Here is a 16,017-nt window from a genome sequence, read left to right as displayed (position 1 = left end):
TATAGTAAAGCGGCAGATTAACTATAGGGAAAAACTATGAAAAAATATAATATTGTTATTATCGGTGGCGGAAGTACCTTCACACCCGGTTTTTTAAAATCATTTTGCCGTATGAAAAATGAATTTCCATTAGCCAAATTAGTTTTATTTGATATTGATGCCAACAGGCAAAAGCCAATTGGTGAATATGGCAAAATTCTCTTTAAAGAGCTCTATCCAACAGCCGAACTAATTTACACCACCGATATCGCTCAGGCTTATACCGACATGGATTTTGTTTTTATGCAAATGCGCGTTGGCGGCTATGAAATGCGTGAAAAAGATGAAAAAATCCCACTAAAACATGGCATTATTGGGCAAGAAACCTGTGGGCCTGGCGGCATTGCTTACGGTTTACGATCAACCAAAGAGATGATTAAAGCCATTTATGATATTCGTCACTATGCACCTAATGCTTGGGTATTAAACTATTCAAATCCAGCAGCGATCGTTGCTGAGGCGTTAAGACGTGAATTCCCTACTGATAAAAAAATATTAAATATTTGTGACCAACCGGAAAATGTGGTGCGTTCCTGTAGTCGACTGCTTGGTTGTAATTTTAAGGATCTACAACCTGTCTACTTTGGGCTTAACCACTATGGCTGGTTTACCAACATGTATGATAAAAATACTGGTGAAGATTTGCTACCAAAAATACGGGAATTAGTGAAAGAGCGAGGCTTTTTGCCCCAAGATGCCGAACAAAGAGACAAATCTTGGTTAGAAACCTACGGCATGGTGCAGCAATTGATGGCCGATTTTCCTGATTATTTACCCAATACTTATGACCAATATTATTTATATCCAAGTTATAAGGCAAAAAGCCTCAATCCAAACTTTACCCGCGCAAATGAAGTGATGGCAAGCCGTGAAAAGCGCGTGTTTGCTGAATGTCAGCAAGTTATTGAGGCCGGAACAACTAAAGATTTAGTTAATATTCATGAAGATGCGCACGCTGAATTTATGATTGATGTCGCAATGTCAATTGCCTTTAACTTAAATAACCGTTTTATCGTCATCATTGAAAATTATGGCGCGATAAATAATCTACCTGATGATGGTATGGTTGAAGTGGTTGCTGAACTTGGTGCTAATGGCCCTAGCCCAATGCGAGTAGGCAATATTCCTACCTTTTATAAAGGGCTACTTGAAAATCAACTTGCCTCAGAAAAACTCGCGATCGATGCTTACTTCGAAGGCTCATATCAAAAAGCCTTACAGTCATTAACCCTAAATCGTACGGTAAATGATGCCAAAATTGCAAGAGTCATTTTAGATGAACTCATTGAAGCAAACAAACTTTACTGGCCTGAACTTAAGTAATCAATCTAATGCAGAGAGCGCTCGCTCTCTGCATTTTTTGGAGGCAATTTAATGAAAATCATAACAAAAAAACAATTGATGGACTTTTTTTCTGATTTTGGCAGAAGTTTATTACTTCCCATTGCAATACTGGCTTTAACTGGCTTATTACTTGGGATATCAGCGGCACTTCTTAGGGCGGACATTCAAGATTTACTGCCTTTTTTAAAAAATCCAATTATCTTTTATATCTTAACTACGATCCGCTCAATCTCAGGAAAAGCCTTTGAACTTATTCCGATTTTATTTGCCATTTCGGTTGCATTTGGACTTGCCAAAAAAGAGAAAGAGATCGCTGCATTAGCAGGCTTTATTGGTTATTATATGATGCTTTTTAGTGCTTCATTAATGATAAAAACCGGCCTTGCTGATACCAATGAAAGAATGTTAACGTCAGTATTAGGCATTAACGATACTTTACAAATGGGCGCTGTTGCAGGAATGATTGCTGGGGTATTAACGGCATTTTTGCATAACAAATATTATAAAATACAATTCCCAATTGCGATTGCTTTTTTTGGTGGTAAACGTTTTGTGGCAATTGTTGTGATCATCTGGTCAGCTATTTTAGGTCAATTACTGCCTTTTATTTGGGGCCCTATTTCAATGGCGATTGAAGCGATTGGTACGATAATTAGCCATGCTGGCTATATCGGCGTGTTTTTATTTGGCTTCCTTGAAAGAATACTAATCCCAACCGGGCTTCACCACATTATTAACCAATTATTTAGAACAACTGTAGTGGGTGGATCATTTGGCGGTATTGATGGTACATTAAATATTTTCATGGCCTATTTTGGTAAAGTCGATATTTCGCAGTTAAAGCCCTTTACTCAGTTTTTAGGCCAAGGCAAAATGCCATTTATGATGTTTGGTTTACCCGCCGCCGCTTATGCGATTTATAAAACCACGCCGAGTAATAAAAAGACTAAAGTAAAAGCACTGATGATTGCAGGCGCCGCGGCCGCTTTTGTGACTGGAATAACTGAGCCCATTGAGTTTGCCTTCTTATTCATTGCCCCGCTACTATTTGTGTTCCATGCTGTTATGGCTGGACTGTCATTTGTACTGATGAGTTTATTAGGTGTTGGCATTGGTAATACGGGTGGTGGGCTTATTGACTTTATATTATATGGCGTCTTAGTAAAAGACTCAAAATGGTATATGGTGGTGATTGTTGGATTAATTTATGCACCGAGTTATTATTTTGTTTTTAAATGGTATCTGACTAAAAAACATATCTCGATCGATACCAGCGATGAGGAGCTTACTCCCCAAAATACCGGTAAAGCCAATAATATCGATAATATTGAAGAGTCGATAGAGTCGTTAATTATCAGCGGCTTAGGTGGACGTAATAATATTGACGTTGTAAATAACTGCTTAACACGCCTACGCGTTGATATTATCGATAAAACCAAAGTTGACCGAGCGTTACTTAAAGCCACGGGCGCGTTGGGGTTTGTTGATAGTAGTGATACACATATTCAAGTTATTTACGGCCCTAAGGTAGAAAAATTAGCAAGCCTAGTTCGAGATATTTTATAAAAGCTAAAACCTAACGATAAATAGTATGAAAGGTATCTTAAATTTTATCGTTAGGTTTCAAATACGCTCTAAGAATAATTAAACCATTTTTTGTAAACTTTCGCCCTGTTAAGTAGCCTTTTCAATCAAAGAATAAAACTAATAATTTTTAAAATAAACAAAAGATAAGTACCAAACCATTAATATAAACGCAATAATTTGCCAAATATTCGGCAAATGGATATGGGGATTTTTAGTTAGCGCATTTATTACGGTGAGCTGCCTTTTCCCGCACTTACGGCATTATGCTAACTTAGCTAATACTTTTTCAACGACGGATAATACATGTTCGCACTGCTGTTTTGTAATAGTTAGGGGGGGCTCTATTCGCACTGATTTTGCATTATTTAATGTACCTGCCACTAAAATTTTTTCTCGAAACATTTCACTGGCAAAGGCATAGCCTGTTTCATTTTTATTAAATTCAATCGCTTGTAATAAGCCCATGCCACGCACTGCCACAATTAAATTGGGGTATTTTGCTGATATTTTTTTTAAGCCATTTAATAAAAAAGTTCCGTTTATAGCGGCTTTTTCAGGTAATTTTTCAGATAATAAAACATGGATTGTTGCTAAGGCCGCCGCGCAAGCTAATGGGTTACCCCCAAATGTTGTGGTATGAATAAATGGATTATCAAATAGCACACTAAATACTTTTTCAGTGGCAACCGTTGCACTAATTGGCATAACGCCGCCACCTAGTGCTTTGGCGAGGCACAAAATATCGGGTTGAACGTGATAGTGTTCACAGGCAAACATTTTACCTGTTCTGCCCATTCCGGTTTGCACTTCATCAAGAATGAGTAATGCACCAATATCATCACAAAGCGCTCTAACTTCAGGCAAGTAATTATCAGGAGGGATAATCACTCCGCCCTCACCTTGAATTGGCTCGAGAATAATTGCGGCAATTCCTTCACCATTTTGCTGGCACTGTTTAACTTGTTGCTTCATGGCCGCAATATCACCAAATTCGACATGGTGAAAACCGGGTAATAATGGCATAAAAGGCTCACGAAAAGCAGGCTTAGCGGTTGCCGAAAGCGATCCTAATGATTTACCATGAAATGCGCCATGCGTTGCAATAAAACTGAATTTGCCATGAGGTGATTGGTAGGCTTTAGCTAATTTTAGCGCAGCTTCAATTGATTCAGTGCCACTGTTGCCAAAAAAACTGTACTTTAAATCCCCAGGTGTAATTTTAGCGAGCACTTTGGCTAATAATGCCCGTAAAGGATCAAGTAATTCTTGGCTATGCAGTGGCTGCTTTTTTAACTGCATTTCAACTGCGGCAAGCACCACTGGATTACGATGACCTACACTAAAAATGCCATATCCACCAAGGCAATCAAGATACTCATTACCGTGGATATCGAGCAATGTATTTGGGCCGTTTGCTCGCCATTCAATTGCAGCGTAGCTTCCACCTGATGTTACTGATTTTCGATATTCAAGAAAACCGGGATTAACATGATGATAAAAGGCATCGAGTGTTTCGCTGCTTAGTGTCGTAATATCATCTGCAGATAGTGTTTCTTTCATGACCCATTCTAATGCCTGCTCAGCAACGATTTTTGGATCGGATTCGTTAATATATCTAGACAAAATAGACTCCTAAAATTAGTGTTTCATATGAAACGATTAATGAAAGACAATTATTATGTCAACTGAAATACGCGGTAAAGGTAACACATACAAGTAATCATAAAATAGGGTTAAATACAATAAAATTTTAACGCGATTATGACTTGATTATGATAAAAGCGCGTGTTCTGGGCCCCTTGCTCTATACCAAATCATCCAAGCACAACCAATAATAGCCCATGAAATTCCAAGTGTTATGGCATCTATATCTAAATTTATACACATCGTGCCCACACATAATATCCCTAATATAGGAAGGACTAGATAATGTATTTTGTCTTTGATTGTATTCATTTTGCGTTTTTTTACCGCGTATAGCGCAATCACTGAAACGTTTACTGAGGTAAACGCGATTAATGCACCAAAGCTAATCAAAGAAACCGCTGTATCTAACCGAAAAAAAACCGCGCTCATAGTAAAAATGCCAACAAAGAGTACACAATATAATGGGCTACCAAGGCGTGGATGGATATAGCTAAATAATGCAAATGGAAACACGCCCCCTCGCCCCATAATATATAAAAGGCGCGCTGCACTGGCGTGCGAAGCTAAACCAGATGCGAGGGTATTAAATAAGATCGCGACTAAAAAAATTGATTGAAACAAAGCCCCACCAACATAGAGTACAATTTCAGGCATCGCTTCAGTCGGATTATTAAACGCATCGTTAGTTGGATACCAGAGCTGAATAAACCACGATGCAATAAAGAAAATTGCCCCACCAATCAGCGCGGTGATAAAAACAGCCTTGGGAATAATGTGGTGTGAGCCGTTTGTTTCATCAGATAAGGTGGTTACCGCATCAAATCCCAAAAAAGAAAAACATAAAACAGCAGCGCCTGCAATAAGTGGTGTAATGCTACTATCACCGTTTAGCAAAGGGTTTATTGTCAATAGTGCATAGCCACCAGATTGATAGCTAACCCCATGAATAACCAATATGATAAATATAACCATCAGTAAAACTGGCACACCGACAAATAAAAAATTAAGATTCGCCATTAGGCGGATATTACAGCAATTAATCACGGTAACTATTGCCGTAAATAAAGTGATCCATAGCCAATCGGGCAACTGTGGAAAAAGCGATCTTAAGTAAATACCAGCGAGTAGCGCATTTATCATTGGTAAAAGCAGATAATCAAGTAATGACGTCCACCCAACTATAAACCCAATATTATGACCAAAGACTTTTCGAGTATAAGTATAAGCAGATCCGCCTTTAGGGAAAGCGCTAGCCATTTTACTATAACTCATCGCTGTGAGTAATATTGATGCTAAAGCAAGAAGATAAGCAAGCGGAACCCGCCCTTTAGTGATCCCCGATACAATGCCAAAGGTATCAAATACCGTCATCGGCGTCATATATGCAATGCCAACTATCACCACTTGCCATAATCCTAACTTTTTTTTAGATGCTAAACTATTGGCCATTTTTAATCCCCAAAAAGTAAGCTCATTATTAATAAAGCAATTATTATGCCAACCGGTGATTATTTGCACGAGCACGATAATTAATATCTATAACGACATGTTTTTTATTAATTTAAAATTAAACCCTACTTAATTAATGTAAAATATTTTTACTTTTCTAAGTAATTAATAATATGTTTTTGCATCAATAATGCATGATTAACGGGCAGCTTATGCACGGTTAGCACACATGTTTAATGATTATTTAGTGTGGCTCTCTTTAACGCCTAAAAGCCGTTATTTATACCGATAAAGAATACGTTAATTGTTGAGCTTGCGAAGTAGATCGCATAGTTGATAAATAATAGGTTAGCTCAAGGAGATAGATAGCAGAACGGGAAAATATCAATTTTAATCTTTTTGTCCGTTACTTACGCAGCCTTAGGCTTTTAGTACAAGCAAAGGCTCTATCTTACGGCACTTGTGCCCTACGTTTTATTCTTGTAAAACAAGATCCCGAACTAAATCGATTGCATCGATTTAACTGTGTATTAATTAGCTTCGTTTTCGTTCAAAATCTATCGTAGCATATGTTTTTAATATAAAAATAGCGGCCGCAGCTAAAAGGATATCATCGGGATGATGGCAGGTTACGTCCGATTTAAAGACGGGAGTTTTTAATGTGGTTTACTTTTAGTTTTGAAAGTATTTAAGAATTTTTAATGTCAATTTTATCTATAATATCATATATATACATTTTTTCATTCGTAAAACACCTTCCTTCAACACCAAAAATTGCAGTGTATGCAATCATACCTTCCAATATTTGCATAATTAAACTAGCTGCCGCTTCACATGATGAAGTTCCACCCAAACAATGGTGAATCGAACGTTGAATCCACTGTTTATGCATTCTTACGATAGCGCAAATTTCCTCGCTTTTATTTCTATATTCTGCCTGAGCACGAACAAACATGCAGCCTCGATAATTTTCATCGTGAAACCAGCGAATATGCCATGACATGATGGCATTGATTTTATCTTTTTTCTCAGTGAATACTGCAATCACATCAGTAAGCGATTCTTGAAAAAAGATATCTCGCCTAAGTAATACTTTACTCACAAGCCCATTTTTATCGCCAAAGTATTTATACAGCGTTCTTTTCGAAACGCCTGCTTTTTCAGCAACTAACTCTAAACTAACGGGGCAGTATCCTTGCTCGTTGAATAATAATTCTGCGGAATCTAGTATGGTATCAATAATTTCAGGCTTTAGTTTCATATATCAACTCTCACTTCTTTTATTATTGTTACTTATTTCAACCTAATATTCTTACTTTATCACAACAACCCTATTATAGATAATTATGCACATGATTTGATCTTCAATATCTTTTAATGTAATTTATGTTCGCAATATCGTTTACATAAATAATTTATTTACACGGTTTAGGTTAAATTTATTAAGCAAGGATAGAAAATGTTAAAAAAGATGAAAGGCGGAGGCGTGATACAACCTAGACCTGATGTTATCTCGGTGATACGTGGCTTTTTGGGCGGTACATTGGGCATTTTAATGTTGCTTATAGTGACTTACTGGGGAGGAACGCCATCAATTATGGCACCATTTGGAGCAACATGCGTTTTATTGTTTGCTGTGCCCAACGCCCCGCTATCACAACCGAGAAGCGTGATTGGTGGCCATTTTATTTCTGCTTTAGTGGGACTTTTATTCATTAATTTATTCGGTGATGGAATGATATTCATCGCATTGGCTGTTGGAGTATCTGTTGCATTGATGCAAATACTCCGAGTGGTTCATGCACCTGCTGGAGCAAATCCGATCTTAATATTCCTGTCTGGAATCCATGATTATACATTCCTATTAACACCTGTACTTAGTGGTGCGGTGGTTTTGGTACTCATTGCATTAGTTGTTAATAATATCGGTAGTAGATCGATCTGGCCTTGCTATTGGTTAGGACGCCCTGTGATTAAAAACAAAACGATAAACACAAAGGAGAGATAAAGATGCCAATATTATTCCTAACAACATCTATTGATGTTAAACAATTGAAGTTAGAGTAAATTGCAAATAATTTGACAGAGTTGACTTTACGACACTTGCGTAAAAATTAAGATGTAACGGTAGTTGATACTCCTCTTTATCTGGTTTGTGTCATAATGTGTCTATTTCGTGATTGTGATAGTTAATAATGATTTGCTGCTGGATTAGTAAGTTAGTTGGTGAGCGTTGAAAATTACAGGTATCAACCTCAAGATAGCAACCTAACAGTCTCTGAAGTGTACGTGTATTTATGTCTAGTAACTGTCTAAATTCACTATATGGAATACCACGATAAAGTTTTTCTATCGGCTGCAAAAAATTGAGATTGCGACGAGATCGGTGAGTAAGCTCTTGTCGTATCCAATGGCTTAGACTGGGGGTTCCTTTTTTAAGAATTATTTCTGCTTTCGTAGGAAAAATACCCAATTCATCGAGATGTAACACCTGATCACAGAAAAGATCTAACGGTATATTAAAAATTTCGAACCAAGCAGCAGAGCGTAGTCGTAGACTTAATATATGGCCTTGTTTACAAGTGGAAAAAATCAGACGGCTGTAGCGTGGACTAAGTAATATCGCAGCACCTTGATTAACTAAAAAATTCTAAGATAAGCCATACTGAGATATGCTTGTTATCGAAAAATTATCTCCCAAATTAAAAAGAATCTCAGCGCCCGTCCCTGGGAAAATTTCTGGTAAAATGTCGTTTTTATTGAAGCTACACTCCCAACAATGAGCTAGCCAAGGCGGCAAATCGGGTTGAGGTCGGTATCTGCGGCATAGCAAATATGGTGGGATATTTAAGATTTAGAAAATGACATGAACAGTGTATCAATGATGAGGTTATCTGAGCAAGGATGACGTTCAAAAAGTACAACACCAATATGCATTCGCCCGTCGATAGACTTCACTATACTAGCAACCCTCAAATGACCGAATCCTGCACATATCAACCTTCGGGATATAAATCATCAATTATCATACAGCCTTGATGATAATCATGCACTGCGAGCATTTTAACGTGAAACTTGTCTGTCTTTACCCTAGACATGTGCTTTTTAGAATCAGCAGCCGGCGCAACAAAAATAAAGGCAGCTTTAAAAATATCAGACATATTGAAACTCCTCTTATAAAATTATCCCATGATTTTTTCAAAGTTTCTTTTGTATAAAGCTTCGCTTCCGACTTAAAATTATTTATTTATTTATTTATTTATTTATTTATTACGGTAAAATTAGTCCTCAATTTTTTCAATCTTAAATATATTATGCATTTAAAATATCGTTCAGATATTGACGGACTTCGTGCTATCGCAGTACTTGCAGTCATTATTTTTCACCTTAACAATAGTTGGCTGCATGGTGGCTTTATTGGGGTAGATATCTTCTTCGTTATATCAGGTTATTTAATCACTAAGATTATTTATAGTGATATCCAAAATAATCAATTTAGTTTTAAGGTTTTTTACCAGCGCCGTATTAACCGAATTTTACCTGTCTTTTTTGTTGTTATGTTTTGTACTACTGTAGTTGCTTGGTATTTATTATTGCCTGATGAATTTATGCTTTTTCTTAAAAGTTTAAAATCAACGACCTATTTTTGGGAAAATATGTTTTTCGCTCAAAATACAGGGGGGTATTGGGATCAATCAGCCGAGATAATGCCAATTCTTCATACATGGAGTTTAGCGGTTGAAGAACAATTTTATATTCTATTCCCTTTTATTTTATTGCTTTTAATTGGTATTAGATATCAATCTAAATTTAACTTAATAAAGTTAAATGCAAAAGCTATTTTAATTTGTTTAATATTAATTGCGTTAGCATCTTTTGTTCTTGCTCAACTCTCATCTAAATCAGTGTTTTTAACAAAATATAATTATTATTCTCTATTTACTGGTCGAGCTGGTGAATTATTAATAGGATCTATTATCGGGATTTTATCTTTACATAGAAATAAAGAGTTATTAGCAAAAGCTCCTTGCGATAATAGTAATAAAATCATGCAGAATTGTTATAATTTATTAACTATTTTAGGTTTAATAGCGGTTGTGCTTTCTATTATCTATATTTCAGGGAAGAACTTATTTCCAAGTTTTTGGGCTGTCATCCCAACAGTTGGTACTGGGCTTATTTTATATTTTTTTCACCCAAAAACTATAGTTGCTAAAGGACTTTCGTTAAAACCTTTAGTTTTTATTGGTAAAATATCTTATTCGCTTTACCTATGGCACTGGCCTGTTATTGTGCTTGCCCGTAAATATTTATTTGTTGAGCAATTCACATCAATAAAACAATATTTTATTGTTGCATTAACGACTATCATCCTATCTCTTTTAACTTATTATTTTATTGAAACACCAGCAAGGAAGAAAAATAAAAGCTTTACCTTTTCATTCATTGCCTATTACCTCATTCCAAGCTTAATTATTTTAGGTATTTATGAAATTCAAAAGAAAACTGAGTTTTTAGATTTTAGGTATGAGAAGAGAATGGCACTGTATAATTTGCAGAAGCAATTTTTAAACCCTGAAAGTAATTTTTGTCATAATAATATTATTGGTAATTGTATATTTGGTGATTTAAAAAAAGAACCTAAAGTATTGCTAATAGGTGATTCTAATGCTGCTCACTATGCACCATATTTGGATGAGGCCGGGAAGAAATATGGCTTTTCAATACAAATAATGACTAATGATAGGCATATTTGCGCTTTGATACCAGAAGAAAGAGATAAAGTGTCGTCAAAAGAATTTACAGAGAAATGTAATCAATTTTTAAAAATACTCGATAGTGCAATAAAAAATTCTAACATAATAATGTTTACAACAAGGCAAGAAAATATATTTCACAATCAAAATTTAAAATTTTTACTAGATACACCATTAAAAAATTATCTTTCATTTTTAGGCGGTAATAATAGAAAGGTTGTTTTTTTATCTCAAGTTCCCATGCTAAACATGGATGAATATAATAGGTATTATAACTCTTATCTAAATGGCGTACCATTTAAGAGCGATCATTTTTTATTAGGGACTGAAAAGGTCTCAAATGAATTTGTTCGTAAGTCTTTAGTTGATACTAATGTTATTTATATGTCACCTCTTGATAGTTTAAGTAAAATATCTAAAGAAAATTGGCCTATATATAATGGCCTCCTGGCATATAGCAAAGATAATAATCACTTAAACGAATACGTGACTCGCCAATGGTCGCAGGAGGTGTTACCTAAACAAAAAGCATTTTGGGAGAAAATTGCAAAAGAAGCGAATGAGCTAGATGTAGTAAAATAAACTGTGTCACTCAGAACCTAGGTTGACATCGTTAGTTTGAAAATTTAACTTCTGTTTTAACATCTCATAAGGTGTTTATCCAAAATGAGCTGAATGGGGGCGATGAAAATTATCAAATGCCTCCCATTCGGTTAGTTATTGATGCAAATCGACATCATCAATGTATCAATTAACTGATAGAATTCTTGTTTATCGGTTTGAATTGTTTTAATCCTAAAAGGAAACTTCTCAATCATATAGTTAATAAAATCAATGGCATTAAGTTGATTGTGTCGCTCATAGATTTTGAGCGCTCTTATGCGAGTCGATCATCTATGGCGGTATATTGGAAACGTTTAATACGCTCACCTTGTGAATTTTTGAAAAATAGAAACTTCACATCGACTTACCAGGAACTTGCTTCTGGGCAAGGCATATTAGTAATTACCGCTTTTTCACTCTGATTTTCAGTTATATTATAGAGGCGGCATCTATCCACTTTTTTGGTGAGGATCATTCTGTATAGATAAAATAAAATGAAAGATCCCCACTAGTTTATATTTTTATTTGATTCTAAAGTAATTTAGTGTTTTTAATCGCTTCAATAGTTTTAGTGCCCGCCAATTGCATTGTAATAGATAGCTCTTTATTTAGGTGTTCAAATACGCATTTAACGCCATCAGCGCCACCTAAGTTTAAGCCATAAATAACCGGGCGACCGATACCGACTAAATCAGCGCCACTAGCAAGAGCTTTAAATACATGCTCTCCGCGACGAATACCACTATCAAATATAATAGGTACTCGCTTTGCAACAATATCAGCAATCAAAGGTAAAACCTCAAAAGAAGCAGGCCCACCATCTAACTGCCGCCCACCATGATTTGATACCCAAATACCGTCTGCCCCAGCAGCTATTGCGATCGCTGCATCTTCTGGTGATTGAATCCCCTTTACTATCACCGGTAATTTCGATAATACTTTGATTTTTTCTATATCCGTTGGAACAATTCCTTGTTTTGCCGCTGCATAGATTTCGCTAATACCTTTTCCTTTACCATCACCTGAGTTGTTGTAGGCATTGAGGTTTTGCATTGGTAGCGGAAATTGAAAATGATTTATGATATCTTCTTCTCTATATCCACCCAATGTTGAATCTACGGTCAAAATAATAGCCTTTGCGCCTGCTTTTACCGCTTTATCAATAATGAAACGATTAAAATTATCATCTTTACTCATATAAAGTTGGAAAAAATAAGGCGCGTTAGGCGCGGCGGCAGCGGCATCTTCAATTGATGTGTTAGCATAAGTACTGATCGAAAAAATAGAACCTGCTGCTGCAACCCCTTTCGCTGTATCGATTTCACCTTTTACATGAGCGAGGCCATGTGCAGCAGAGGGAGATTGTATGATAGGTGTATTTAATTCAATACCCCATAATCTTGTCGCTAAGTTGGCGCTATCAATTCCTTGTAATACACGAGGAACTATTTTTTTGCGATTAAACGATAATGTATTTTCTCGCATTGTTAGTTCATCCTCTGCGCCACCACGAATATAACCAAAAGCGCCAACCTCCATTCTTGCTTTTACTAATTCTTCAAGAGAAGCAATATTTACAATCTCTATTGGACATTCATCATTACTAGTTTTATATGTCATTACAATTTCCCCTTTTTGCTAATAAAATAGACCATTTTATGCTAACGTATAAATGAACTAGAAATATAAAAATGGGGGGCTATTACTTCATAGCCTCCAAGTATAAACAGACAAAAAACGATAACCTACAATAATATCGATAGGCAAAAAAATCAAACAGAATTGACCGAGCGGATTAGTTTAGATTTATTACTTTAAAAGTCGCTATTTGTATCGTCAAAAAAAATAAGTTGATTGTGGAAATTGTGAGGGAGATCGCATGATCATAAGATAATTAAGTTCGTTCTGCTGATTCAAATCGTAGAACTAAAAAAAATTAAGTTTTAGTATTATAAACTAATTGATTTATCGGCTTTATATATAAGTAACGATTATTTAAGTCCAAACCCAATAATTCAACGATCTTAAGCACTTTTTGATATTCAACATCATTAAGTTTCACATCAAAATCTGCAATATGATCACATAATGTTTCAAATGCTAAAATATTTTCTGAATGATTAATATAATCTAAAGCATAATCGACAAGCTCAGGTTCTAATCTATCTTTTATTGAATTCCCTAATTGTTTTATACGATCATTAACTAACATAACGTTCATCCTAATTAAATTCTTAGTTTATTTTATTGTTTCATATTTTTATAAATAACACCATTATTAGGAAATACGGTTATTGCTTAGCCATTCGCAGGCTCGAAAATAACTCTTTTGCGAATCTCACCTCAAATTTCATATGAGACGTATCTTGTTGATTTTCGGCTTTAGTATACAAACAATCAGTTCCACTTTAAGCATACTATCGCGTATTAGGCGAGGATCGTATAACACTCTATTGTGAATAAATTTCTATATCATCTAAAGCATCTTGAACCCGTCCTCTAATCGCAGGATCATTAACCTTCTGCTCTAAAGCCAATAATACTTTTTGTTTATCTAAATTATGGTGAATTCTTGCAATATGACCTAAACTAGTCGCAGCCAACCCACTAATAATTGGATTATCACTATCCAAAAAATATAGACAAATATTTTGAGCCCAGTACCAATCTTTTTCATATAATGAAAGTGATACAAGGCTTTCAGCTATTAGATCCACATCATTAGAAGCAAAATTCAATTCTAATTCTTCTTTTGTTTTTGGCTCTGGATTATTAAATTCCATAATTACCTCGTTATAACTCGACCTTCATTTTCAGTAACACCACGTTTTATTAAAGTATTTTTAATTTCCTGAGTTAATTCACTCCATGATCGGACATGACCATGATAAGTATTATTTATAGTGTTATCAAAGATTACAAATTCATTTTTTTTATAATCGATCCCTATACGGCGAGTAGATGTATCTTTTCTTTGTAAAGATAAATCGAGTGTATCTTGACCGTATTCAGGTGCTTTATTTTTAACTGAGTTATTTGTAGTACCGTGATAAGGTGCTGATTCATAATTTAAATGTTGTAATGAATTTGAGCCATCACTTAACTTAACTTCATTATATATTTTACCATCAGCACCTAATATTTTTTCTCACCTGTAATATCACCGCTAATAATGCCGATAACAATGGCACTGGCCGCATCAAGCCCTTTACTAAAGCCATCGCCCATACTACCAATGCCATTTTTCTGCACCAGTTGATTGATGGTATAGTTTTTCTTTGTCGCTGGCATTCTTACCTAAGGCTGCGATAGCAGCATCTTTTTGTTCGTTACTTACGCCACCTTGCGCTTTCAGTTCAAGCTGCGCCTCTATTTTACTGTATTTTTGCCCTAAGTTTTTACCTTGTACAACAATGTCCCGAACTAAATCGATGGCATCCATGCGGTCTTGTTCTTTTTGTTTATCAAAGATTTGTTCTAATGGATTATTGGCGTTTTCAGTATTACGGCTTAACTCATCAATATTTTGTTGCTGCTCGTCTTGATCACGCACAATTAATGTGCCGTCTTCAACCGCCGATTTAGTGGTGCTTGAGGCTTTGCCATCATTATGGTAAACCGATGGCATACCTGCTGATGGTTGATAGCTATTGCCGCTTCCAACACCAACACTGATTGACACATGGTCGACATTAAAGTCGGCTTTGTTTTCAATATTTTCAAAACTAATGGTGCCTGTATCGAGTTTGTTTTTCGATTTATCCTCAGCCGTTGAAGCAATGACCGCCCCTTTAAGGTCGGTATTATTGCCAACGGTCACATCAAAGCCATTTTTGCCAGCAAAAATACCCGACTGGTCGGTGACACTGGCCCAATTACTGTCCATTTTGGTTTGTGATAACGCTAAGTTACCACTAAAACCCGTACCAAATGAACCATTGACCGAAGCGGTGATTTTATCATAATCATAGTTGTCAGTATCTTGCAGGGACGCAATATTGAGGTTAAACCCATCACTATCACCGTTAAAAAAGGCAAGTTGATTGTCGAAATTGTGAAGTAGATCGCATAATTGGTAAATAATTAATCCAGTTCTGCAAGGTAGATAGCAGAACTAGGAAATTAGATTGGTAAGGTGGTCAATGTTACGGCAGAGAGTTTATCATCTGGACTAAATTCGAATCGTAATGAATAACTATCATCTACATAGTATGCAATCCATTTATTTATATAGCCTAATAATTTATCATCTTTTCCGCCTCCGTTTAGAGTTGGCTGACCTAATAAGTCAATTACACTTATACTACTGGTTGATAGTTCTATTCCAGAAGGTAACTCACCACAATATTGATTATAACCATCTTGATTTTTGGTTAAGTATAAATGTATCTGCTTTACGTTATTATCAATTATTGTAAACTCAATACCATTGAGAATAAATTTGTAATATTTACTTGTTTCAGGATCATTGTACTCAATAGGATCTTCCGATATTTTAGGTTTCTCCCCAATTACCTTTTTTACCTTTAAAAAAGGTATCGAGTTTTCTGATTTACCTAAAGCATTAACTAATTCTGTCCATTCAATCATT

The 16,017-nt window shown here is 35.7% G+C and carries 13 protein-coding genes and 1 pseudogene; 4 read left to right on the top strand and 10 right to left on the bottom strand.

Annotated features, from left to right (window positions below):
- The first annotated feature begins 36 nt into the window (after window positions 1–36).
- Window positions 37–1,362, top strand: coding sequence for a 6-phospho-alpha-glucosidase (locus RHO14_07255; protein ID WVD70151.1), 1,326 nt, complete (start codon window positions 37–39; stop codon window positions 1,360–1,362).
- A gap of 51 nt (window positions 1,363–1,413) precedes the next feature.
- Window positions 1,414–2,949 carry a PTS transporter subunit EIIC gene (locus RHO14_07250; GenBank protein ID WVD70150.1) on the top strand — a complete coding sequence of 512 codons (1,536 nt, stop codon included), beginning with the start codon at window positions 1,414–1,416 and terminating at the stop codon, window positions 2,947–2,949.
- Between the two features lie 282 nt (window positions 2,950–3,231).
- Here the strand turns inward: RHO14_07250 and ygjG are convergent, their stop codons facing one another.
- The 3 genes from ygjG to RHO14_07235 all read right to left on the bottom strand — a co-directional run bounded on the left by ygjG (window position 3,232) and on the right by RHO14_07235 (window position 7,327).
- Window positions 3,232–4,593 (bottom strand): putrescine aminotransferase, encoded by a 1,362-nt coding sequence (gene ygjG / locus RHO14_07245; protein ID WVD70149.1) that lies wholly within the window; start codon window positions 4,591–4,593, stop codon window positions 3,232–3,234.
- Window positions 4,594–4,740: 147 nt separating this feature from the next.
- Window positions 4,741–6,066, bottom strand: a complete 1,326-nt coding sequence (locus RHO14_07240; protein ID WVD70148.1) for an APC family permease — start codon at window positions 6,064–6,066, stop codon at window positions 4,741–4,743.
- A 688-nt stretch (window positions 6,067–6,754) separates the two neighbouring features.
- Window positions 6,755–7,327, bottom strand: coding sequence for a TetR/AcrR family transcriptional regulator (locus RHO14_07235; GenBank protein WVD70147.1), 573 nt, complete (start codon window positions 7,325–7,327; stop codon window positions 6,755–6,757).
- A gap of 198 nt (window positions 7,328–7,525) precedes the next feature.
- Between RHO14_07235 and RHO14_07230 the strand changes: the two genes are divergently transcribed.
- Window positions 7,526–8,074, top strand: a complete 549-nt coding sequence (locus tag RHO14_07230) for an HPP family protein (GenBank protein WVD70146.1) — start codon at window positions 7,526–7,528, stop codon at window positions 8,072–8,074.
- A 988-nt stretch (window positions 8,075–9,062) separates the two neighbouring features.
- On the opposite strand, the gene RHO14_07225 is transcribed toward RHO14_07230, so the two are convergent.
- Complete coding sequence (locus tag RHO14_07225; protein WVD70145.1) at window positions 9,063–9,227, bottom strand: DUF6506 family protein; 165 nt, start codon at window positions 9,225–9,227, stop codon at window positions 9,063–9,065.
- A 153-nt stretch (window positions 9,228–9,380) separates the two neighbouring features.
- On the opposite strand from RHO14_07225, the gene RHO14_07220 reads away from it, so the two are divergent.
- A complete protein-coding gene (locus RHO14_07220) occupies window positions 9,381–11,405 on the top strand; it encodes an acyltransferase family protein (GenBank protein ID WVD70144.1) in 2,025 nt (674 codons plus the stop codon).
- Between the two features lie 75 nt (window positions 11,406–11,480).
- On the opposite strand, the pseudogene RHO14_07215 reads toward RHO14_07220, so the two are convergent.
- The 6 genes and pseudogenes from RHO14_07215 to RHO14_07190 all read right to left on the bottom strand — a co-directional run bounded on the left by RHO14_07215 (window position 11,481) and on the right by RHO14_07190 (window position 16,016).
- Window positions 11,481–11,790, bottom strand: a pseudogene (locus RHO14_07215) (IS481 family transposase).
- Window positions 11,791–11,957: 167 nt separating this feature from the next.
- Window positions 11,958–13,046, bottom strand: coding sequence for a lactate oxidase (locus RHO14_07210; GenBank protein ID WVD70143.1), 1,089 nt, complete (start codon window positions 13,044–13,046; stop codon window positions 11,958–11,960).
- Between the two features lie 316 nt (window positions 13,047–13,362).
- On the bottom strand, window positions 13,363–13,638 hold the full coding sequence (locus tag RHO14_07205; protein WVD70142.1) for a MafI family immunity protein: 276 nt from the start codon (window positions 13,636–13,638) through the stop codon (window positions 13,363–13,365).
- Between the two features lie 238 nt (window positions 13,639–13,876).
- Window positions 13,877–14,209, bottom strand: a complete 333-nt coding sequence (locus tag RHO14_07200; protein WVD70141.1) for a hypothetical protein — start codon at window positions 14,207–14,209, stop codon at window positions 13,877–13,879.
- 446 nt (window positions 14,210–14,655) lie between these two features.
- Entirely contained in the window at window positions 14,656–15,312 is a 657-nt protein-coding gene (locus RHO14_07195) for a hypothetical protein (GenBank protein ID WVD70140.1), read from the bottom strand.
- 236 nt (window positions 15,313–15,548) lie between these two features.
- A complete protein-coding gene (locus tag RHO14_07190) occupies window positions 15,549–16,016 on the bottom strand; it encodes a hypothetical protein (protein WVD70139.1) in 468 nt (155 codons plus the stop codon).
- Window position 16,017 lies beyond the last annotated feature (1 nt).

This window comes from Orbaceae bacterium lpD04 (assembly GCA_036251935.1).
GTDB classification, from domain to species: domain Bacteria; phylum Pseudomonadota; class Gammaproteobacteria; order Enterobacterales; family Orbaceae; genus Orbus; species Orbus wheelerorum.
Note: the sequence above shows the minus strand (reverse complement) of the source record. Positions and strands in the feature narration are given on the sequence as shown.

Coding starts and splice junctions, on each gene's coding strand:
- RHO14_07225 (WVD70145.1), bottom strand. CDS start 9,227: ATGTCTGATATTTTTAAAGCTGCCTTTATTTTTGTTGCGCCGGCTGCT.
- RHO14_07235 (WVD70147.1), bottom strand. CDS start 7,327: ATGAAACTAAAGCCTGAAATTATTGATACCATACTAGATTCCGCAGAA.
- RHO14_07220 (WVD70144.1), top strand. CDS start 9,381: ATGCATTTAAAATATCGTTCAGATATTGACGGACTTCGTGCTATCGCA.
- RHO14_07240 (WVD70148.1), bottom strand. CDS start 6,066: ATGGCCAATAGTTTAGCATCTAAAAAAAAGTTAGGATTATGGCAAGTG.
- RHO14_07250 (WVD70150.1), top strand. CDS start 1,414: ATGAAAATCATAACAAAAAAACAATTGATGGACTTTTTTTCTGATTTT.
- RHO14_07200 (WVD70141.1), bottom strand. CDS start 14,209: ATGGAATTTAATAATCCAGAGCCAAAAACAAAAGAAGAATTAGAATTG.
- RHO14_07230 (WVD70146.1), top strand. CDS start 7,526: ATGTTAAAAAAGATGAAAGGCGGAGGCGTGATACAACCTAGACCTGAT.
- RHO14_07190 (WVD70139.1), bottom strand. CDS start 16,016: ATGATTGAATGGACAGAATTAGTTAATGCTTTAGGTAAATCAGAAAAC.
- RHO14_07255 (WVD70151.1), top strand. CDS start 37: ATGAAAAAATATAATATTGTTATTATCGGTGGCGGAAGTACCTTCACA.
- RHO14_07205 (WVD70142.1), bottom strand. CDS start 13,638: ATGTTAGTTAATGATCGTATAAAACAATTAGGGAATTCAATAAAAGAT.
- RHO14_07195 (WVD70140.1), bottom strand. CDS start 15,312: ATGGACAGTAATTGGGCCAGTGTCACCGACCAGTCGGGTATTTTTGCT.
- RHO14_07210 (WVD70143.1), bottom strand. CDS start 13,046: ATGACATATAAAACTAGTAATGATGAATGTCCAATAGAGATTGTAAAT.